Origin of the sequence: Pseudomonas sp. PB120 (assembly GCF_009761815.1) — a bacterium.
In the GTDB taxonomy this organism is placed as follows: domain Bacteria; phylum Pseudomonadota; class Gammaproteobacteria; order Pseudomonadales; family Pseudomonadaceae; genus Aquipseudomonas.
On the sequence record NZ_RWIN01000022.1, the window covers coordinates 1 to 19119 of the forward strand.

Annotated in this window: 22 protein-coding genes; 10 read left to right on the forward strand and 12 right to left on the reverse strand. The window is 59.6% G+C overall.

Going from position 1 to position 19119, the window contains the following annotated elements; all coding sequences use genetic code 11:
- The first annotated feature begins 112 nt into the window (after window positions 1-112).
- Both EJA72_RS03350 and EJA72_RS03355 read left to right on the forward strand, forming a co-directional pair.
- A complete protein-coding gene (locus EJA72_RS03350) occupies window positions 113-979 on the forward strand; it encodes a carboxylate/amino acid/amine transporter (protein WP_157710123.1) in 867 nt (288 codons plus the stop codon).
- 86 nt (window positions 980-1065) lie between these two features.
- Window positions 1066-1914, forward strand: a complete 849-nt coding sequence (locus EJA72_RS03355) for a mechanosensitive ion channel family protein (protein ID WP_157710124.1) — start codon at window positions 1066-1068, stop codon at window positions 1912-1914.
- Window positions 1915-1951: 37 nt separating this feature from the next.
- Here the strand turns inward: EJA72_RS03355 and EJA72_RS03360 are convergent, their stop codons facing one another.
- Window positions 1952-2839, reverse strand: coding sequence for a LysR family transcriptional regulator (locus EJA72_RS03360; RefSeq protein ID WP_157710125.1), 888 nt, complete (start codon window positions 2837-2839; stop codon window positions 1952-1954).
- Window positions 2840-2997: 158 nt separating this feature from the next.
- Between EJA72_RS03360 and EJA72_RS03365 the strand changes: the two genes are divergently transcribed.
- Entirely contained in the window at window positions 2998-3642 is a 645-nt protein-coding gene (locus tag EJA72_RS03365) for a hydrolase (protein WP_157710126.1), read from the forward strand.
- Window positions 3643-3802: 160 nt separating this feature from the next.
- On the opposite strand, the gene EJA72_RS03370 is transcribed toward EJA72_RS03365, so the two are convergent.
- Window positions 3803-5101 (reverse strand): mechanosensitive ion channel family protein, encoded by a 1299-nt coding sequence (locus tag EJA72_RS03370; RefSeq protein ID WP_157710127.1) that lies wholly within the window; start codon window positions 5099-5101, stop codon window positions 3803-3805.
- A gap of 193 nt (window positions 5102-5294) precedes the next feature.
- Here EJA72_RS03370 and EJA72_RS03375 point away from each other — a divergent pair, with 193 nt between their 5' ends.
- Entirely contained in the window at window positions 5295-6641 is a 1347-nt protein-coding gene (locus EJA72_RS03375; RefSeq protein WP_008034278.1) for a DEAD/DEAH box helicase, read from the forward strand.
- Window positions 6642-6859: 218 nt separating this feature from the next.
- Here the strand turns inward: EJA72_RS03375 and EJA72_RS03380 are convergent, their stop codons facing one another.
- The 3 genes from EJA72_RS03380 to EJA72_RS03390 all read right to left on the reverse strand — a co-directional run bounded on the left by EJA72_RS03380 (window position 6860) and on the right by EJA72_RS03390 (window position 8422).
- Entirely contained in the window at window positions 6860-7135 is a 276-nt protein-coding gene (locus EJA72_RS03380; RefSeq protein WP_157710129.1) for a hypothetical protein, read from the reverse strand.
- A 75-nt stretch (window positions 7136-7210) separates the two neighbouring features.
- On the reverse strand, window positions 7211-7681 hold the full coding sequence (locus tag EJA72_RS03385; protein ID WP_157710130.1) for a GyrI-like domain-containing protein: 471 nt from the start codon (window positions 7679-7681) through the stop codon (window positions 7211-7213).
- Window positions 7682-7690: 9 nt separating this feature from the next.
- A complete protein-coding gene (locus EJA72_RS03390; RefSeq protein WP_157710131.1) occupies window positions 7691-8422 on the reverse strand; it encodes a thioredoxin family protein in 732 nt (243 codons plus the stop codon).
- Between the two features lie 178 nt (window positions 8423-8600).
- Here EJA72_RS03390 and EJA72_RS03395 point away from each other — a divergent pair, with 178 nt between their 5' ends.
- Complete coding sequence (locus EJA72_RS03395; RefSeq protein WP_157710132.1) at window positions 8601-8990, forward strand: transcriptional regulator; 390 nt, start codon at window positions 8601-8603, stop codon at window positions 8988-8990.
- A 123-nt stretch (window positions 8991-9113) separates the two neighbouring features.
- On the opposite strand, the gene EJA72_RS03400 is transcribed toward EJA72_RS03395, so the two are convergent.
- The 3 genes from EJA72_RS03400 to EJA72_RS03410 form a co-directional block, all read right to left on the reverse strand.
- Window positions 9114-9983 carry a DUF6279 family lipoprotein gene (locus tag EJA72_RS03400; RefSeq protein ID WP_157710133.1) on the reverse strand — a complete coding sequence of 290 codons (870 nt, stop codon included), beginning with the start codon at window positions 9981-9983 and terminating at the stop codon, window positions 9114-9116.
- Window positions 9984-10048: 65 nt separating this feature from the next.
- Window positions 10049-10765: a TorF family putative porin gene (locus EJA72_RS03405; protein ID WP_157710134.1), complete on the reverse strand. Its 717-nt coding sequence runs from the start codon at window positions 10763-10765 to the stop codon at window positions 10049-10051.
- 209 nt (window positions 10766-10974) lie between these two features.
- Window positions 10975-11163 carry a hypothetical protein gene (locus tag EJA72_RS03410; RefSeq protein ID WP_015096330.1) on the reverse strand — a complete coding sequence of 63 codons (189 nt, stop codon included), beginning with the start codon at window positions 11161-11163 and terminating at the stop codon, window positions 10975-10977.
- Window positions 11164-11513: 350 nt separating this feature from the next.
- Here EJA72_RS03410 and EJA72_RS03415 point away from each other — a divergent pair, with 350 nt between their 5' ends.
- The 3 genes from EJA72_RS03415 to EJA72_RS03425 all read left to right on the forward strand — a co-directional run bounded on the left by EJA72_RS03415 (window position 11514) and on the right by EJA72_RS03425 (window position 13870).
- On the forward strand, window positions 11514-12350 hold the full coding sequence (locus EJA72_RS03415) for a S1 RNA-binding domain-containing protein (protein WP_157710135.1): 837 nt from the start codon (window positions 11514-11516) through the stop codon (window positions 12348-12350).
- 46 nt (window positions 12351-12396) lie between these two features.
- Window positions 12397-12801 carry a DUF2177 family protein gene (locus tag EJA72_RS03420; RefSeq protein ID WP_157710136.1) on the forward strand — a complete coding sequence of 135 codons (405 nt, stop codon included), beginning with the start codon at window positions 12397-12399 and terminating at the stop codon, window positions 12799-12801.
- A 136-nt stretch (window positions 12802-12937) separates the two neighbouring features.
- Complete coding sequence (locus EJA72_RS03425; protein WP_178129014.1) at window positions 12938-13870, forward strand: DMT family transporter; 933 nt, start codon at window positions 12938-12940, stop codon at window positions 13868-13870.
- Here the strand turns inward: EJA72_RS03425 and EJA72_RS03430 are convergent.
- Complete coding sequence (locus EJA72_RS03430) at window positions 13815-14996, reverse strand: MFS transporter (protein ID WP_157710137.1); 1182 nt, start codon at window positions 14994-14996, stop codon at window positions 13815-13817. The genes EJA72_RS03425 and EJA72_RS03430 overlap by 56 nt on opposite strands.
- Before the next feature lie 103 nt (window positions 14997-15099).
- Here EJA72_RS03430 and EJA72_RS03435 point away from each other — a divergent pair, with 103 nt between their 5' ends.
- Together EJA72_RS03435 and EJA72_RS29085 are read left to right on the forward strand one after the other, a co-directional pair.
- Entirely contained in the window at window positions 15100-15993 is an 894-nt protein-coding gene (locus EJA72_RS03435; protein ID WP_178129016.1) for a LysR family transcriptional regulator, read from the forward strand.
- A 139-nt stretch (window positions 15994-16132) separates the two neighbouring features.
- The gene (locus tag EJA72_RS29085) at window positions 16133-16261 is read left to right on the forward strand and encodes a PA1414 family protein (RefSeq protein ID WP_007914492.1); all 129 of its coding nucleotides are present in this window, start codon (window positions 16133-16135) and stop codon (window positions 16259-16261) included.
- Between the two features lie 212 nt (window positions 16262-16473).
- Here EJA72_RS29085 and EJA72_RS03440 read toward each other — a convergent pair whose 3' ends face one another.
- From EJA72_RS03440 to EJA72_RS03450, 3 genes are all read right to left on the reverse strand, one after another.
- Window positions 16474-16725: an acyl carrier protein gene (locus tag EJA72_RS03440; RefSeq protein ID WP_157710139.1), complete on the reverse strand. Its 252-nt coding sequence runs from the start codon at window positions 16723-16725 to the stop codon at window positions 16474-16476.
- 55 nt (window positions 16726-16780) lie between these two features.
- The gene (locus tag EJA72_RS03445; RefSeq protein ID WP_157710140.1) at window positions 16781-17506 is read right to left on the reverse strand and encodes an MBL fold metallo-hydrolase; all 726 of its coding nucleotides are present in this window, start codon (window positions 17504-17506) and stop codon (window positions 16781-16783) included.
- 85 nt (window positions 17507-17591) lie between these two features.
- Complete coding sequence (locus EJA72_RS03450; protein ID WP_157710141.1) at window positions 17592-18971, reverse strand: sodium:solute symporter; 1380 nt, start codon at window positions 18969-18971, stop codon at window positions 17592-17594.
- Window positions 18972-19119 lie beyond the last annotated feature (148 nt).

A 19119-nucleotide genomic window follows, 5' to 3' on the forward strand; every position in this document is an offset into this window, starting at 1 on the left:
GTGTGTCGACTGACACACCATCGCGAGCAAGCTCGCTCCTACAGGAATCTGTGTGTTCTCGCGGTCGCCGGCAAAACCCGCTATCGTCGCCGCCATTCGAAACGAGGCGAGCATGGGCTATCTACTTTTTGTCACGCTGATCCAGGCGTTTTCCTTCAGTCTGATCGGCGAATACCTGGCCGGTCATGTCGACAGTTACTTCGCGGTGCTGGTGCGAGTTGTTCTGGCCGGGCTGGTGTTTATTCCGCTGACCCGCTGGCGTCAGGTCGAACCGGCGTTCATGCGCGGCATGCTGCTGATCGGTGCCCTGCAGTTCGGCGTGACCTACGTCTGCCTGTACCTGAGCTTCCGGGTGCTGACGGTGCCGGAAGTGTTGCTGTTCACGATCCTCACGCCGCTGCATGTGACGCTGATCGAAGACGCGCTGAACCGTCGCTTCAATCCATGGGCATTGGTGGCCGCACTGGTGGCGGTCGCGGGTGCGGCGGTGATTCGTTACGACCGCATCAACCCGGATTTCTTCATGGGTTTCCTGCTGCTGCAACTGGCCAACTTCACATACGCCGCCGGGCAGGTGCTTTATAAACACCTGGTGGCGCGCCATCCGAGCGACCTGCCGCATTATCGGCGTTTCGGCTATTTCTACCTCGGCGCCTTGGCGGTGGCATTGCCGGCGTTTCTGCTGTTCGGCAAACAGAACTTCCTGCCCGAAGCACCGCTGCAATGGGGCGTGCTGGTGTTTCTGGGCCTGGTCTCGACCGCGTTGGGGCTGTACTGGTGGAACAAGGGCGCGTGCCTGGTGAACGGCGGGACATTGGCGGTGATGAACAACCTGCACGTGCCGGTGGGGTTGCTGATCAATCTGCTGATCTGGAATCAGCATGAAGAGCTGGGGCGGTTGTTGCTCGGTGGGGCGGTGATCCTGATGGCGGTCTGGATCAGCCGGTTGGGTGTGCGCAAGTCGCTGGCGCTGACCTGACGCTGGGGGGCAGTGGGCTGCCGACTGGCGGGCCGGATGGCCTGTGCTAGTGTTCTGGGACCCATCATCTCCTATGAGCCCCTGCCATGGACGAGACAATTGTTGGCGTGACCACCGCCAAGTTCAACGCGTTGATCGCGGTGGTACAAGTGTACGGCGCCGCGTTCGCGGTGAAGATTCTCACCGCCATCGCCTTCTGGATCGTCGGGCGCTGGCTGATCGGTTTTGCGGTCGGAATGGTCCAGCGCGCCTTGTCGCGGCAAAAGGTTGACCCGACCGTCCTGCGTTATGTGGGCTCAGCCATTACCGTGACGCTGAATATCATTCTGGTGATCGGCATTCTCGGCTACCTGGGCATGCAGACCACAACGTTCGCGGCGCTGCTCGCGGCGGTCGGTCTGGCGATCGGCATGGCCTGGTCGGGGTTGCTGGCCAACCTGGCGGCCGGCGCGTTCATTATTGTGTTGCGCCCGTTCAAGGTCGGCGACTTCATCTGCGCGGGTGGGGTCACGGGGACGGTCACGGAAATCGGCCTGTTCGCGACTGCAATCAATACGCCAGACAACGTGCTGACGCTGGTCGGGAACAACAAGATCTTCAGCGACAATATCCAGAACTTCACCCACAACCCGTTCCGCCGTGTCGAACTCAAGGCACAGCTGTCCGGCGCAACCGACTGGAAAGCAGCGGCGGCATTGCTCAAACAGCACATTGCCGCAATCCCCAATGTGCTCGCCGAGCCGGCGGTGGAGGTCGAGATTCTGGAATTCAACCTGGTCGGCCCGGTACTGGCGGTGCGGCCTTACTGCCACAACGAGCATTACTGGCAGGTGTATTTCGATACCAACCGCGTTATCAAGGACACCCTCGGTGAAGCCGGTTTCCCGGCGCCGATGCCGATGCAGACGGTGATCGTCCAACAGCAAGCCAATTGAACCGAAAGCGCCCGGCAGGTGACTGCCGGGCGCTTCGTCATTTCTCGGCCAACTGCGCCACCAGAAACTCGATAAACGTGCGGGTCTTCTGCGGAACCCGGCGCGCCGACGGGTAAACCGCGTTGATCGTGATCGCGGGCGCCTGCCATTCACACATCACCGGCACCAGCCGACCGGCCGCCAAGGCCTCCTCGACGATAAAATTGGGCAGCAGGGCGATGCCCATTCCGGCTTCGGCTGCCTGGGCGAGCAGGTCGCCGTTGTTGGCGTGCAAGGGACCGGTCACGTTGACCCGCTGGGTTTCCTTGCCATTGCACAATTGCAAGCTGACGCCGCTTTGCAGGTAGCCATAATTGAGGCACTGATGGGCGCGCAGGTCTTGCGGGGTTTGCGGCGTGCCCGCGCGTGCCAGATACGCGGGGGACGCGACCATGATCCGAGGAGCCGGGGCCAGTTGCCGGGCAACCATCGTCGAGTCCGGCAGGCTGGCGATACGGATGGTCACGTCAAAACCACCCCGCACCGGGTCGACCTGCTGGTCGCTGAGTACCAATTGCAGTTCGATGTTCGGGTGCTGCTCATGGAACAGCGGAATCAACGGCCCCAGTCGGCGCAAGCCAAACGACATGGGCGCATTGACCCGCAATACCCCGCGCAACTCGCCGATGCCATTTCGCGCCCGCTGCTCGGCCTCGTCCAGCGCTGCCAACACTTCCCGCGCCGCATCGAAATATTCGGCGCCGGCCTCGGTCAGGTGCAGGCTGCGGGTAGTGCGCTGGAGCAGTTGCACACCGATGGCGTCTTCCAGCGCTTGAATCTGCTTGCTGACTTTTGAGCGCGGCACGTCCATTGCCCGTGCAGCCGCGGCGAAGCCGTTCTCGCCGACCGTGACGACAAAGGCGCGCATGCATTCGATGCGGTCCATGATTGTCCCTTATTTAGAATCAATTATTCTCTATTTTAGGTAATTGTCCCTTTTTTCGCTAGCCCCTAAAGTGACATCCAAGCCGGCAGCAAAGCCTCTGAGGCAGCGTCGACTAACCAATTACTCTCCTGAAAAATCGACATCAAAAGGAACGCGCCATGTCTATTCGTGAACTGCTCAACCCAACCAACTCCGCCCTGATCCTGATCGACCACCAGCCGCAAATGGCCTTCGGCGTGCAGTCGATCGATCGTCAGACCTTGAAGAACAACACCGTTGGCCTGGCTAAGGCGGCCAAGATCTTCAACGTGCCGACCATCTACACGTCGGTGGAAACCAAAAGCTTCAGCGGTTACATCTGGCCTGAGTTGCTGGCCGTTCACCCGGAGCAGAAGCCGATCGAGCGCACCTCGATGAACTCCTGGGAAGACAAGGCGCTGGTTGACGCGGTGAAAGCCACCGGTCGCAAGAAGCTGATCATTGCCGCGCTCTGGACCGAAGTCTGCCTGACCTTCCCGGCGCTGGAAGCCATGGCTGAAGGCTTCGAGGTGTACATCGTCACCGACGCCTCGGGCGGCACCACCAAAGAAGCGCACGACATGTCGGTGCAGCGAATGATTCAGGCCGGCGCGATTCCGGTGACCTGGCAACAGGTGCTGCTCGAGTACCAACGCGATTGGGCACACAAAGACACGTACGACGCAGTGATGGAACTGGTGCTGGAACACAGCGGCGCGTATGGCATGGGCGTCGATTACGCCTACACCATGGTGCACAACGCACCGCAGCGTCAGGTCAAGTAACCTGGTTATTTTGAATTCAACACTGCAACCTGTGGGAGCGAGCCTGCTCGCGATAGCGGAATGTCAGACAACAGATACGTTGACTGACACGACGTCATCGCGAGCAGGCTCGCTCCCACATGGATTTCCCGTATGGGGTTTCCCACAGGGTTTTGGGGAGTCACATGATGTGTTTTTCGGATTCAGGAATGTGGCTCGCGCCCAACACTGCTGGCAGCAACCCCGCCCGCAGATCCCCGCCACTCGGCTGCTGATAAAGACTCAAACCGAACTCCGGCAACACCGCCAGCAAGTAATCGAAAATATCCCCCTGAATCCGCTCGTAATCCGCCCACGCCGTGGTGCGGGTGAAGCAGTAGATTTCCAGCGGAATCCCCTGGGCAGTGGTCTGCATTTGCCGCACCATGCAAGTCATGTTCGGCTGGATTTCCGGGTGACTCTTCAAGTACGCCAGCGCGTACGCGCGAAACGTCCCGATATTGGTCATTCGCCGACGGTTGGCCGACATGGCCGCAACGTTACCCTGTGCCTCGTTCCAGGCTTTCAGTTCCGATTGTTTGCGGCTGATGTAGTCGGTCAGCAGGTGCACCTGGGACAGTTTCTGCTCTTCGTCATCGCGGATGAAACGCACCCCGCTGGCATCGATGAACAGACTGCGCTTGATCCGCCGTCCACCCGACTGCTGCATGCCGCGCCAGTTCTTGAACGACTCGGACATCAGCCGCCAGGTCGGAATCGACACAATCGTCTTATCGAAATTCTGCACCTTGACCGTGTGCAGCGTGATGTCGACCACGTCGCCGTCGGCGCCGACTTGCGGCATCTCGATCCAGTCGCCGACCCGCAGCATGTCGTTGCTGGTCAGTTGCACGCTGGCCACGAACGACAGCAAGGTGTCCTTGTAGACCAACAAGATCACCGCCGACATCGCGCCCAGCCCCGACAGCAGCAACAGCGGCGAACGGTCGATCAGCGTGGCGACAATAATGATTGCGCCAAACACGTACAGCACCATTTTCGCCAGTTGCACATAGCCTTTGATTGAACGGGTGCGGGCGTGTTCGGTGCGGGCGTAGATGTCCAGCAACGCATTGAGCAGGGCGCTGATGGCCAGCACCAGGAACAGAATGGTGAACGCCAGCGCCACATTGCCGAGGAAGATCAGGCTGGTCTTGCTGAGCTCCGGCACCAGGTGCAGGCCGAATTGGATCACCAGGGACGGGGTCATCTGTGCCAGTCGATGAAAAACCTTGTTGTGGCGCAAATCGTTGACCCAGTGCAAAGCCGGCTGGCGGCCGAGCAATTTGGTGGCGTGCAGGATCAGGTAGCGCGCCACTCGTCCGAGGAACAGCGCAATCACCAGCAGCACCATCAGCGCCAGGGTGGAATGCAGGAGCGGGTGCTGATCGAGCGCACCCCAAAGGTCTTGTGCGTTGAGCCAGAGCTGTTTGATATCCATGGGCGGAAACGATTCTTCTATAGGACGCGACGGGCCGATTAGAGCATTTAAGCCGCTTTGTATTACCGTCGGGGACAAATCAGGCAACAAAAAAGCCACTGTTTACTGCCGTTTGCATAAAGAAACTCGGCCTGAGCGCCCGAAACCGGTACCCTATGCAGCTGTTTTTTTGTATTTCTTCGAGGTAGCACCCGTGTTTTCCCAATTCGCCCTGCACGAACGCCTGCTCAAAGCCGTGGCCGAGCTTAAATTTGTCGAGCCAACGCCAGTGCAAGCAGCGGCTATTCCGCTGGCGCTCCAAGGGCGTGACCTGCGGGTGACTGCGCAAACCGGTAGCGGCAAAACCGCTGCTTTCGTTTTGCCGATCCTCAACCGTCTGATCGGCCCGGCCAAAATCCGCGTCAGCATCAAGACCCTGATCCTGCTGCCGACCCGCGAACTGGCCCAGCAGACCATCAAGGAAGTCGAGCGCTTCGCTCAATTCACGTTCATCAAGTCCGGTCTGATCACCGGCGGTGAAGACTTCAAGGTCCAGGCCGCCATGCTGCGCAAGGTGCCGGACATCCTGATCGGTACGCCGGGCCGGATGATCGAGCAACTGAACGCCGGCAACCTCGACCTGAAAGAAGTCGAAGTGCTGGTGCTCGACGAAGCCGACCGCATGCTCGACATGGGCTTTGCCGAGGACGTCCAGCGTCTGGTAGACGAGTGCACCAACCGTCAGCAGACTATGCTGTTCTCCGCCACCACCGGCGGTTCGGGCCTGCGCGAAATGGTCGCCAAGGTGCTGAACAACCCTGAGCACTTGCAGCTGAACAACGTCAGCGATCTGAATGCGACCACCCGTCAGCAGATCATCACCGCCGACCACAACCAGCACAAAGAACAGATCGTGAACTGGCTGCTGGCCAACGAGACCTATCAGAAGGCCATCGTGTTCACCAACACCCGCGCCATGGCCGACCGTATTTACGGCCGCCTGGTAGCGCAGGAATACAAAGCGTTCGTCCTGCACGGTGACAAGGACCAGAAAGACCGCAAACTGGCCATCGACCGCCTGAAGCAGGGCGGCGTGAAAATCCTCGTCGCCACCGACGTTGCCGCGCGCGGCCTCGACGTTGACGGCCTGGACCTGGTGATCAACTTCGACATGCCGCGCAGCGGCGACGAATACGTTCACCGCATCGGTCGTACCGGTCGCGCGGGTAATGATGGCCTGGCCATCTCGCTGATCTGCCACGGCGACTGGAACCTGATGTCGAGCATCGAGCGCTACCTCAAGCAGAGCTTCGAGCGCCGCACCATCAAGGAAGTCAAAGGCACCTACGGCGGACCGAAAAAGGTCAAGGCCTCGGGCAAAGCCGTTGGCGTGAAGAAAAAGAAAGTCGACGCCAAGGGCGAGAAGAAAAAAACCGGCGCCAAGGCACCGACCAAACGCAAAATCGCCAACCGCCCGAAGACCGACGCCCTGTCGCTGGTCAGCAAGGACGGCATGGCGCCGCTCAAGCGCCGCAAGCCGGAAGCGCCGGCCGCTGAATAACGCGCCGTAGCGACCCACAAAAAAACCGGACGGCTGTCCGGTTTTTTTATGCTCAGGATTTATGAGCAGGATCAACCCTCGACGCATACCCTGTGGCGAGGGAGCTTGCTCCCGCTGGACTGCGCAGCAGTCCCACCTTCTGGGCCACTAAAGCCCCCAGCGGAACGGTGCGGTGTTCCGAGAGTTTCCCTCAGGCATTGAGCTGACAGGCATCAGTATCAGCCCTCGGCTTTTTTATCCGCCGTCTCAAGCTCCTTCATGCGCTGATCGATCAACTGGCACTTGTCCGGCAAATCCGCACTGGCCGTGCCCAGGTCCATCTTCTGCAACTCATCGTTGATCTCCTTGGCCTTCTTCGGATTCTGCTCCGTGAGCTTCGTGACTTCCTTGGCGAGCTGTTCGCGCTTGGCGGTGGCTTCCTCGGGGGTGCAGGCCCAGACGGGGAGGGCGCAGGCGAGCGTGGCGGCGAGGGTCAGCTTCAGCAATGTTTTCATCGGTCAGGGCCTCAATTGCGGTAAGGCGGGTTACTCGGTTGAGGGTTCAAGGATGAGAAAAGTTCAGTTGAGGACCTACTGTTCTTTCACCGCGATGCACATCTCCATTTCCATCACGTCCGTCTTCTCATCGTAGGAATACTCCACCGGATAGCGCTCGAAACCGGGGCGCTGGTCGTAGGCCAATCCACTTTCGGGCATCCACTTTGCGCAGAACTCGCCCCACGCCGCCGGGATGTCACGGCTTGGGCCTTTGAAGTGGGCGACGGCGTAGCGGCCGCCGGGCAGGTGGGTGACGGCGTAGGGGTATTCGGGGTCGAAGTCGGTGGGCACTTCGACGCAGGCGTCGTAGCGGCAGTATTGCGGTGGGGTAGTGCTCGGGTCGTCGTGGCCGATGCCGTAGCGCACGCGGTTGAGCAGGTTGTTTTTGATCATCCAGGGTGCGACGGTTTCGCGCCAGAAAGTGCCGATTTCCGGGCCGTAGGGGCCGGTGTAGCGCAGGTAGGCGACGCGGGCCGGGGGCAGGGTTTTAATTGTGACGTTCATGGTGGATTCCTATGAATGGCAGCAACTGGCCGGCGCCTTGTCTTCATAACGATCGTGATGGCGCACCCACTCCATGATTTCCTCTTCGTTACGGCCCTTGGGCGTCAGGTCGAGGTAGTTGTAGGCGCCGACCAGCAGGTCCAGGCCTCGGGCATAGGTGGAATAGGTGTGGAAGATTTCACCGGCGTCGTTGCGATAAAACACGCTGAGGCCGGGGAGTTCTTCCTCTGCGCCGTCGGATTTTTCGTAGTTGTAGGTGGCTTTCCCGGCGGCGACCTCTTCAGCCCGGGCCGAAACGCCGAAGTCGTAGTTGAAGTCGCATCCTTCTGACGATACCCAGTCGAATTTCCAGCCCATGCGTCGTTTGAAGGCCTGGAATTCGGCGAACGGTGCGTGGGAAACCGCCACCACGGCCACGTCATGGTGGGCCAGGTGCTGGTTGGCGCCGTCGATGTGATCGGACAGGAACGAGCAGCCGGAGCAGCCTTCGTCCCAGTCTTTGCCGAACATGAAGTGGTAGATGACCAGCTGGCTGCGGCCGCCGAACAGGTCGGCGAGTTTCAGCTCGCCGTTGGGGCCCTGGAAATGGTAGTCCTTGTCGATTTTCACCCAGGGCAGGGCGCGGCGTTCGGCGCTGAGTTTGTCCCTTTCCTTGGTGAAGGCTTTTTCGTGCGCAAGGTGTTGTTTGCGGGCAGCGAGCCACTCTTCTCGGGACACGACCGGATGATTCTGAATATTCATGAGGTTTTCTCCTGCGGGGGGCTGGGAGGTGACTTACACAGCCTAGTCGTTTGGCCTGCGCCCATTTCGACACGCCGCCGGTCGGTACCGGCCAGAATCGCAGGTGAACGGCTGCGCGCGGCGCCGGTCACAACTTTAGAAGGCCATCTCACTCTCAGGCTTTGGAGGTTGAATCAGGATGACGACTTATAACTGGGATTTGATTGAACGCTTGCTGCACGAAGTGCAGAAGGGTGACACCAGCTTCACGCCACGGCCCTACGCCGAGCAGTACGTGGCGGAGAAAACCGCGGCAGGCGAGAGCACTGAAAACCTCGATCACCTGAAAGCGGTGGCCGGCGAGTATGAAAAGCTACTGCTGACGCGAGGGTATATCGAACCTCGACCTGAGGAGCAGGGTGGCACCGGTTCAAATTATATTTTGACGCCTCGGGGCTCGAGTTTGTTGAGCCTGATCGACAGCAGCATTCCGGGCAATGATCATCCGCGGCAGGTGCTGGATGAGCAGGCGGATGCGCTGGATGAGGTGACGTTTGATCAGGTGGCGTCGAAGGCGCAGATTGCCTGAATACACGTCTTATCCCTGTGGGAGTGAGCCTGCTCGCGATAGCGGTGTATCAGTCGACGATAATGTGACTGGTTTACCGCTATCGCGAGCAGGCTCGCTCCTACAGTTTGATTTGTGTCGTGCTTAGCTTTGCTTTGCGGCCTTCAGGCACTTCAGGTCATTGAAGTCCTTTCTTACCCCCTCAATCTTCTTCAGCAACCGCTGGCGCTGGGCCGGTGTGCTCTCGGCCATCAAATCCACAATCAAACCCCGTGCCTGCGCTTCGGTGTTGGCGTAGGCCTGACGGTAGGCCGGTGTCCATAAACTCTCGCGATTCACCAGAAGCGTCTCGATACGCTGTGGGAATTCCGGACTCTGACGCTGCGCCACCGCCGCACTGAATTGCTTTTGCCAGTGAGCACGATTGGCGATCCATTGTTGATTCTGGTCACCCAGCGCGGTCGACCACGTCACGACCCGTTGCTGTTGGGTGGCGCTGAGCGGGCCGAGCCAGTCATCCAGGCGTTTTTCCATGCGCTCCGCACGCTCCTTGATCTGCTGCGCGAGAGGCGGCTTGAGGTATTCCTCCTGGCGTTTGCGCTGGTCCTTGGCGAAGGCATCGTTCATCTCCGCCACTTGCTTGTCATCCAGCCCCTTCAACAACTCGATGGCGGACGGGGTAATTTCCCGTGCGGTCTGGGCGATGGCCTGTTTGGCTTCCTGGGTGCGGGTTTGCAGCGCGGCATCGGTGACCTGATTGGTCTCGACCATGACCTGCAAACGGTCCAGCCAGTCGAGGTAGCCCGGCAGTTGCGTGGTGCAGTGCCAGCTCAGGTGTTCCTTGAGGCGTTCGTTGAGCCAGCCTTTCTGCTCGCCGTTCATGTCCAGGTAGTCGCTGAGCGTCCAGGGAATGATCACGTCGAGATTGCGGTAGGCCAGGCCCATGCGGCTGCACGCACCGAGGGCGAGGCACAAGGTGAGGAGAACGGCGAAACGTTTCAACCAGCGCGACATGGGCCAATCCTTGCGAAAGCGTAGGTTCTCATGTGAACGCAGGATGAGCCCGGCAGTTCAGCCGATCAATAGAACGCGTGTTCGGCCTTGAGGGTGACCAGGCCGTCGCACTGGCTGTTGTGCCCGGAGTACGCGGCGCAGTCGCTGCCGCTTAAGCTGGAACCGCTGTAGATCAGGTCCAGATCAACGCCCATGAACGGCCGCGAGAGTTGCACTGACCAGTCGGTAAAACTTCCGACATACCCACCGTCCACCGACACCGGCGTGTTGAGCTGGTGGGTGGTGTATTTCATGCTGATCCCGATGCCGAACGGCTGATTGCCGCGCAGGTCGGCGAACACCGTGCTGTTTTGTTTGTCCGGGTCGTTGCTGAAGGCCGCGCCGAAACGGCTGCCCAGCAGGGTCAGGCCGCCAAAAAGCTCCTGGCTGTCGAGGGTTTCCACTTTCGGGTAGCTATAGCGGATCATGCCGACTTCGTAGCCGAGGGTTTGATCGAAGGGTTGTTTAAAACCCACGTAGGAATCGACTTCGAGGTTGCTCCCCGGACTCAAGCCCATGCTTGGGGCCCATTGGCCGAAGTAGAAGCCGCTGTCGTGACTCAGGTCGAGTCCGCCATGAAACGAGCCGGTGCTTGAAGGTTTGACCAGCCCCTGGGCCATGCTGCGGCTGGGGTTGGTGCCAAGTTTGAGATCGAAGTCGCCCAATTCGCGCTGAAAGATTTGCGCATGGGCGACCGAACACGACAGCAGGGTGCCGAGCAATACGAGGAAGGGTTTGAGCATGCATCATTCCATGAGCAGCGCGCCGCAGTGACCGAAAATCTACTGAAACGCTTGATCTAGACGTGTGCAAGCATACCGGCGAATGCTCGGCATCGATGGCCGTTCGTCGATTTTTGAAATATTGGAATGTTTGGCGGGGTATTGCGGGGAGGGTTCCAGTCCAAGCGCTTCGAAGCTCAAAGCGCTTATGGACCAGTTAACACTGGGTGTTACTTCTTGCCCAGGGTGATCTGCTTGGACGGGCCGAACGTCTGGCCGCTGACGCCTTTGGCAATTTGCTGGATTTCACCGCCGGACTTGAGGAACGCAGCAATCTGACTGTTGATCGATTCGCTGGTTTCAACGGCTGGAGCTGGCTTTGCTTTGCTGGTGGATGCTTTTACACGCATGGCGGCCATTAACCTGTAGAAAATTAACTTGGCCAGGCATCGTACAGGAAATACTTGACAATTGCTTGGTAAATATCCCCTTGAAACTGCTTTGGCGTGTACTCGATTATTCCCCCATCGTTGCTCTAATTACCTGGCTAAGCTGCTGTTTTAAATAAGAACATTTGCCGGTGAAATGTGCATTCGGTTCGCCGACGGTTGAGCAGAGCTGGCGGATCGGTCAGACGAGCGGCCGGACGCTGCGCCCCAACCTCAGGAAAATGAAGGCTTGCAGGGGATTTTCGTTCGCCACCGGGCCGGCCGCCGAACACCGCCGGTAAAAACGGGTAGAATGCCGCCACGCAATGAGGGTATTGGAAATGGCTTTAGTCGGGCGTTACAACAGTTTGCAAGTGGTTAAACACACTAACTTCGGTTTATATCTGGACGGTGGCGCGGATGGCGAAATCCTTCTGCCTAATCGTTATATTCCCAAAGATATTCCCAGCGAAGATGAAGACTGGCTCAACGTTTTTATTTATCTGGACAGTGATGACAAACTCATCGCAACTACTGAAAAGCCGAAAGTTCAAGTCGGTGAATTCGCCAGTTTGAAAGTCGTTGAAGTCAACAGCATCGGTGTCTTCCTGGATTGGGGTCTGCCGAAGGATCTGTTGCTGCCGTACTCGGAAGAAAAGCGTCAGATGACCGCTGGCGAGTACTGCGTGGTGCACGTCTACCTAGACAAGCACACCCGCCGCATCACCGCGACGGCACGCCTGGACCGCTACCTGGACAAGACACCGGCCAACTACACCCCTGGCCAGGAAGTTGATCTGCTGGTTGCCGAAGCCACCGACATGGGCTTCAAGGCAATCATCAACAACAAGCACTGGGGCTTGATCCACAAGAACGAAATCTTCAAGTTCATGCGCGCCGGTAAAGAAGAGAAGGGCTTCATCAAGGAAGTCCGTGCCGACGGCAAGATCAGCCTGAGCCTGCAACCGGTGGGCGAAGAAGCGGCCACCAGCCTGAACTCGAAGATCCTCGCCAAGTTGCGCGAAAACAATGGCAGCCTGCCGGTCAGCGACAAGAGCGACCCGACAGTGATCAGCAGCATGTTTGGCGTCAGCAAGGGTAACTTCAAGAAGGCCATCGGTGCCTTGTACAAGAATGGCCAGATCGTCATTCATGCCGATCGCATTGAACTAAGCTGATCCCGCGCCGGCCCCATGTAGGTCGATGACATGGGGTTGGACGGCTATGAAAAAAGCGTTGTTGGCCTACGCGGGCACCTTGCTCGCGTTTCTGGTGCTCGATGGCCTGTGGCTGGGCCTGCTGATGGCCCCGACGTACAGGGCGCTGCTCGGTTCCTTGATGCTCGATCAGCCGCTGCTGGCGCCCGCCGCGCTGTTTTATCTCCTGTATGTTTTGGGTTGCGTGGTGTTCGTGGTGCTGCCCGCTAAGACCTGGCAGCGTGCGGCCCGTTTGGGCGCGTTGTTGGGACTGGTGGCGTACGGCACGTATGACCTGAGCAATTGGGCGACGTTGAAAGGCTGGTCGGCGCAGCTGGCGCTGATGGACATGGCGTGGGGCACGCTGGCCTCCTGCATCGCCTGCATTGTCGGGTTTTGGGCTGCGCGCCGGGTGACGCACGTAGTGAGCTGAATGTCTCCTTCAGGCTATTTTTTCTGGCCATCTGGTTAATAATTGTCAGCATAATTTTTCGCCTCGGCCGCTTTGTGCCGGGGCTTTGTTTTTACTGTCGAGTCACTGCCATGGATTGTGTTGTCGAGGTCTTCCGGTGAGCGCCACCCGGCGTAGCGCCGATGGTTTTGCCCTGCAGGTGATGTTGGGGTTGTGCCTGGTCTGGGGCATTCAGCAAGTGATGATCAAGTGGGCCGCACCGGACATTGCGCCGGTGATGCAGGCCGCCGGGCGCTCGGGTATTTCCGCATTGCTCGTAGGATTGTTGATCTGCTGGAAGGGTGGCTGGGATCAAGTCAGCAGTACATGGCGTGGCGGCTTGCTCGCCGGTGCCTTGTTCGGCCTGGAGTTTTTCTTTATCTCCGAAGGCCTGCAACTGACCACGGCGGCACACATGTCGGTATTTCTCTACACCGCGCCGATCTTCACCGCGCTGGGCGTTCATTGGCTGCTGCCGAGTGAACGTTTAAGGCCGGTGCAGTGGCTGGGGATTATCCTGGCCTTCGCCGGGATCGCCATCGCGTTTGCCGGTGGCGTGTCCTGGGACAACCTCGATCACCGCATGTTGATGGGCGATGCGCTGGGCGTGCTGGCCGGGGCCGCGTGGGGGGCAACCACCGTGGTGGTACGCGCCTCGCGGCTGTCGGAGGCGCCGGTGACGCTCACATTGTTCTATCAACTGATCGTCGGTTTTGTGGGGCTGGTGCTGATCGCCATCCTCAGCGGCCAGGTCACACATGTCAGCCTGACCCCGGTAGCGGTGGCGAGCGTGCTGTTTCAGGGGCTGGTGGTGTCGTTCTTCAGTTACCTGATCTGGTTCTGGCTGCTGCGCCGTTATCTGGCGGCGAACCTGGCGGTGTTTTCGTTCATGACGCCGTTGTTCGGCGTCACGTTCGGTGTGGTGTTGCTGGGTGAAGCCTTGAGCCTCAACTTCATCATTGGCGCCGTGCTGGTGCTGCTGGGCATCACCTTTGTCAGCGCTGAGCAGTGGGTGCGCCGCCGGTTGCGCAGAGCCCTCGGCCAGCATTGACCTGACGGAACGACAGGCCGCCAGCGATCAGCAAACCGCTCCCGGCAATGATCAGCGCCGGTTGCAAGCCGCCGCTGAAATGGCTGCTGGAGGCGGCCAGTAACGGCCCGGCGAGCTGACCCACGGCGAAGCATGCTGTCAGCAGCCCGGCGTTGCGCTGGGTCGAGTGGGGTGCCAGCTCCCGGGAGCGTTGCATCACCAGTTGCATGCAGGCCAGGAACGGCGTGCCGCACAGGATCACCCCCAACGCCAGGCCCGGGCCGCTGCCCAGCAAGCAAGCGAAAACCCCGGCCGCTTGCAGCCACAACGTTGCCATCAGCCAGTGACGGGTTGCGTTCGGGTTGTGTCGACGAAGACTGACCAGCACCACGCCAAGGGCCGACGCAAGACCGAAACACGGCCAGAACAGGTCGGCCTGCCATTGGCCATGGAACTGCGCGTTGGCCATTTGCGAAAGAAACGTGGCCGGGATGATGTAGCCCAAACCGTACAGGCTATAGATCACGCCAAGACGTGCGATGCCTTGATTACCGGAGGTTGCGGCGATGGGGGCGATTGCAGCGGTAGCGGCAGGTTGGGGCAGGAACGGCAGAATCCCCAGCAGCATCGCCAGCCCGACACCGGCATACACCAGCCACAAGGTCGCCGAGGTTTGACCCAAGAGGTTCGAGCCCAGGGCCAACAGTCCTGTCAGAAAAATCCCCAGGCCTGGTCCGGCAAAGACCAGGGCGCCAAGTCGTGGGCGACCTGCCGCGGCGGCCAGCGGTTGGCTCAATGCCGTGATCATCACCAGCACCCAGGCGCTGGCCACGCCGGTGCCGAAACGCAGCACCAGATGAGACCAGAAACCGTTGGCCCAGAACGACGCCAGGGTCAGCAGTACACACAACCACAAGCCTCCCAGCAGGCGGCGACGGACTTGCTCGGGACGTCGGGAAAACATCGCGTCCACGGCGCCGACGAAGTAACCGAGGTAGTTGGCGGCGGCAATCAGACCGGCGGCGGTCAGGTCGATCTGACCTTCGCTGAGCAGGTGCGGCAGTTGCGGCGTGAGGGCGAAACGCCCGATGCCCATGGCCATCATCAGGGCGATAAAGCTGGCGAGTAAGCGAATCAGAGGAGACATGGTCTGAGTTCCGGCAGAGGATCAATGACCGTCAGGCTAGGACTGATTGACTTTCTTTAAAAATGAATAATAGTGAGTAACTTGTTCTGATTTGGAGAATGTCGTGGAATTCAGCCAATTGAGGATCTTCCAGGCCGTGGCGCAGGAGGGCTCGATTACCCGTGCGGCCGAGCGATTGCACCGGGTGCCGTCGAACCTGTCGACGCGGCTGAAACAACTTGAAGAGCAACTCGGTGTAGAACTTTTCGTCCGTGAGCGTCAGCGTTTGCAGTTGTCGCCTGCAGGAAAAGTCTTGCTGGACTACACCGCCAAGCTGTTCAGTCTGCGCGACGAAGCCCAGGCGGCGGTGCAGGGCGGGCAACCGGCTGGCGATTTCGTGCTCGGCACCATGTACAGCACGGCGGCGATTCATCTTCCGGGGTTGCTGGCCCGTTATCACCGCACGTACCCGGCGGTAAACCTGCAGGTGCAATCGGGCCCCAGCGGTGAATTGCTGGAAGGGCTGCTGACCGGCCGCCTCGATGCCGCCCTGGTGGATGGCCCGATGGAGCTGGCAGGGCTCGATGGCGTGCCGTTGTGCGACGAACGGCTGGTGCTGATCACCGAGGCCGATCACCCGCCAGTGCGCAGTTCGCTGGATGTGGAAGGGCGGTCGGTGTTCACCTTTCGTCAGGGGTGTTCCTACCGGATGCGCCTGGAAGCCTGGTTTGCCCATGACCATGCGGCCATGGGGCGCGCGATGGAGATCGAATCCTATCCAGGGATGCTGGCCTGCGTGATTGCCGGCTCCGGTGTGGCACTGATGTCTGAATCGATGCTGGCCAGCCTGCCGGGCCGGGAAAGCGTCGCGGTGCATCCCTTGGCCGAGCCGTTCGCCCGTGCGACGACCTGGCTGATGTGGCGCAAGGGCATGGTGGGGGCCAATCTGAACGCATGGATTGAGCAGCAACAAGCGGCCTTTCCTGCGGTGCAGGATCTGGCGCGGGAAATGGCTTGAACGATCGGTCGGGGATTTTGTTCGATTCGGAAACAGATCATTGCGGATTTCGGCAAGCATTGCGTAGGACTTCGGACTATTATCAGTGCGAAGGGGCTACTGAATTTCGGCCGCTCGGCACTACCCTGAAGGGGGCACCATGAAAGAGAAAATCCAAAACTGGCTGCACGATCTGGGTGTTGCACTCGGTTTGATCGAACCACCTCTGCAACCTGTGCCTATTCGCACTGATGACGAACAACGCCGACGCCAGCAGCGCCGCCGGTAATCGTTTGTGCAGAGGGTTCAACCTTTGCAAACCACTTTGTGGCGAGGGAGCTTGCTCCCGCTGGGCTGCGAAGCAGGCCTATTGGCGATGAGGTGTGTCAGTTAAACACGCGACCGGGGATTGCGACTGCTACGCATTCGAGCGGGAGCAAGCTCCCTCGCCACAAGGGCAGCGTGTTTGACTGTCAAATAGTGCGTATCTGGCAACACCTCTCAATGCCGCCCGATCTCTATCAAAAACCGGCTCAAGTCATTCGCAGTCCTTGCGGTCTTGAGCATCCGGTCTTCCTCCGCCGTAAAGGCTGTCACACCCAACTCATCCTCCAGGTGGAAGATCAGGTCTTCGATGTCTGCCTTATCCAATCCTAAATCCTGCAAACTGGCGTTGTCGTCAAAGTCATCCTGACCTTCCAGCAGGCGGCTGATGTAGCGATGGACGGCGGCACGAATGGCGGCTCTTTTCATGGGGGTTCTTCGAGGGCGTTTTTGTTGTTGTCCCTGGGTTTGAGTACAGCAGGCTTCAGCCGTGCAGGCGTTGCCACTCGTCAATCATCGTCCGCAAGTGCTCCCCGGAAAAACTCCCGAAATGCCCGCCATGCACGGTGCGGATCGGCAACGCATGCAAGCGTTGCAGGCTGCTCGCGTAGTCGTCGAGGTTGGAGTGGTAGGCGTCTTCGATCAGCGGGCCGTCGTAGATGATGTCGCCGCTGAACAACGTCTCGGTGGCCGCTTCGTACAGGCTGATACCGCCCGGCGAATGACCCGGCGTGTGCAGCACTTGCAGCACGCGGTCGCCCAGGTCCAGCACGTCACCGTCTTCGATGAAGCCCGTGGCCGGCGCGGCCTTGACCCGATATTCGGCGTAGCACAACGGACAATCAGGGTGCGCCTCGAACATGTCGTCGCCGACAAACGCCGTGGATAAGGTGTTCTCACCGTCCGGCGAGGCGAGGATCTGCGCTTCGGCCGGGTGCACCAGACGCTCGGGAAACTCGTGATGCCCGGCAATGTGGTCGAAATGGCAATGACTGGCCACCGCCACCAGCGGCCGCTCGGTGATCCACGGCAGTTGCTCGCGCAAGCTGACCAGGCCCGAGCCGCTGTCCAGCAGCAAATCCTTGTCGCGGCCTTGAATGTGCCAGAGGTTGCAGCGATAGAAGGGCCGGATGTACGGCTCGTGAATCAGGCGGATGCCGTCACTGAGCTGTTTGACTTCGAACCACTGGTCGCGGCTGACGATCTTCATAAGCAGTTTCCTTCAGACGAAAAAAAACGGGTGTGGCAACCGACGCCACACCCGTCGAAGAAAGCATCAAGTCGTTATATTCAGCTTAGGCCGCGGTGGCCACCACTGCCGGGCGACGGGACATCAGGCTGACCAGCACGAAGCTGACCAGACCCACGCCGAGGCTGTAGTAAATCGGGGTGTTGGCATCCAGACCGTCCTTGACCATGAACAGCAGCGCAGTGGCGAAGCCCATGCCCATGCTGGCGATAGCGCCGGCGGTGGTTGCGCGTTTCCAGAAGATCGCACCCATCAGCGGGATCAGCATGCCGCCCACCAACAGGTTGTAAGCCAGGGTCAGGGCGCTGATTACGTCGTTGACCACCAGGGCGATGCCCAGCACCACGATACCGGTCAACAGGGTGAACAGGCGGTTGATGCCCAGGCTCGATTGTTTGCCACCGCGCAGTTTCGGCAGCAGGTCTTCAGTCAGCGTGGTAGCGGCGGCGAGCAGGCCGGCGCTGGCGGTGGACATCATTGCAGCCAGTGCCGCGGCGATCACCAGGCCACGGATACCGTCCGGCAGGGACAGTTTCACGATAGCAGCGAAGGCGTTGTTGACGTTGTCCAGGTCCGGGATCAGTACGTGAGCCGCCATGCCGATCAGGGCGCAGGCCAGTCCGTAAAGGATGCAGTAGAAACCGGCGAACGTACCGGCGTACTGGGCTACTTTGGCGGTCTTGACGGTGAACACCCGTTGCCAGATGTCCTGACCGATCAGGATGCCGAAGAAGTAGATCATGAAGTAGGTGATGATGGTGTCCCAACCGATGGTGGTGAAGCTGAAGGCCTGGGCCGGCAGTTTCAGCACCAACTCATCCCAACCGCCGACGCGGTAGAGGCAGATCGGCAACAGGATGAACATCAGGCCAACGGTCTTGATCACGAACTGGACGATGTCGGTCAGGGTCAGCGACCACATGCCACCGATCGCCGAGTAGATCACGACCACACCACCACCGAGCAATACCGACACCCAGAACGGCAGGCCGAACAGCACTTGCAGCACGGTGCCGATCGCCAGGATCGAGGTCACGCCGATCATCAGCGCGTACGCCAGCATGATCACCGCGCTCGCGGAGCGGGCCATCGGGTTGTAGCGTTTTTCCAGCACCTGGGTAACGGTGTAGATCTTCAGCTTCAACAGCGGTTTGGCGAGGAACAGGTTCAGTGCCACGATCCCGCAACCCAGTGCGGCACAGAGCCAGAAACCGGAGATGCCGTGGACGTAGCCCAGGCGCACGGTGCCGACGGTAGAAGCACCGCCCAGAACGGTGGCAGCCATGGTACCCATGTACAGGCTCGGGCCGAGGTTACGACCGGCGACCAAAAAGTCTTCGTTGGTCTTTGCCTTGCGCATGCCGTAATAGCCGAGTATCAGCATCGCGGCTGCGTAGATGAGTACGACGAATAAATCCAATGCCATTTTGGCGTGTCTCCGATTGTCTTTTTTATGTGAGGCTGAATTGCATTGCTGTGTTTGGGCTTTTGTGGCGAGGGAGCTTGCTCCCGCTGGGCTGCGAAGCGGCCCCAAGTTCTGCATTTGAGTTTCTTCAAGGAAGACTCAATTGCCT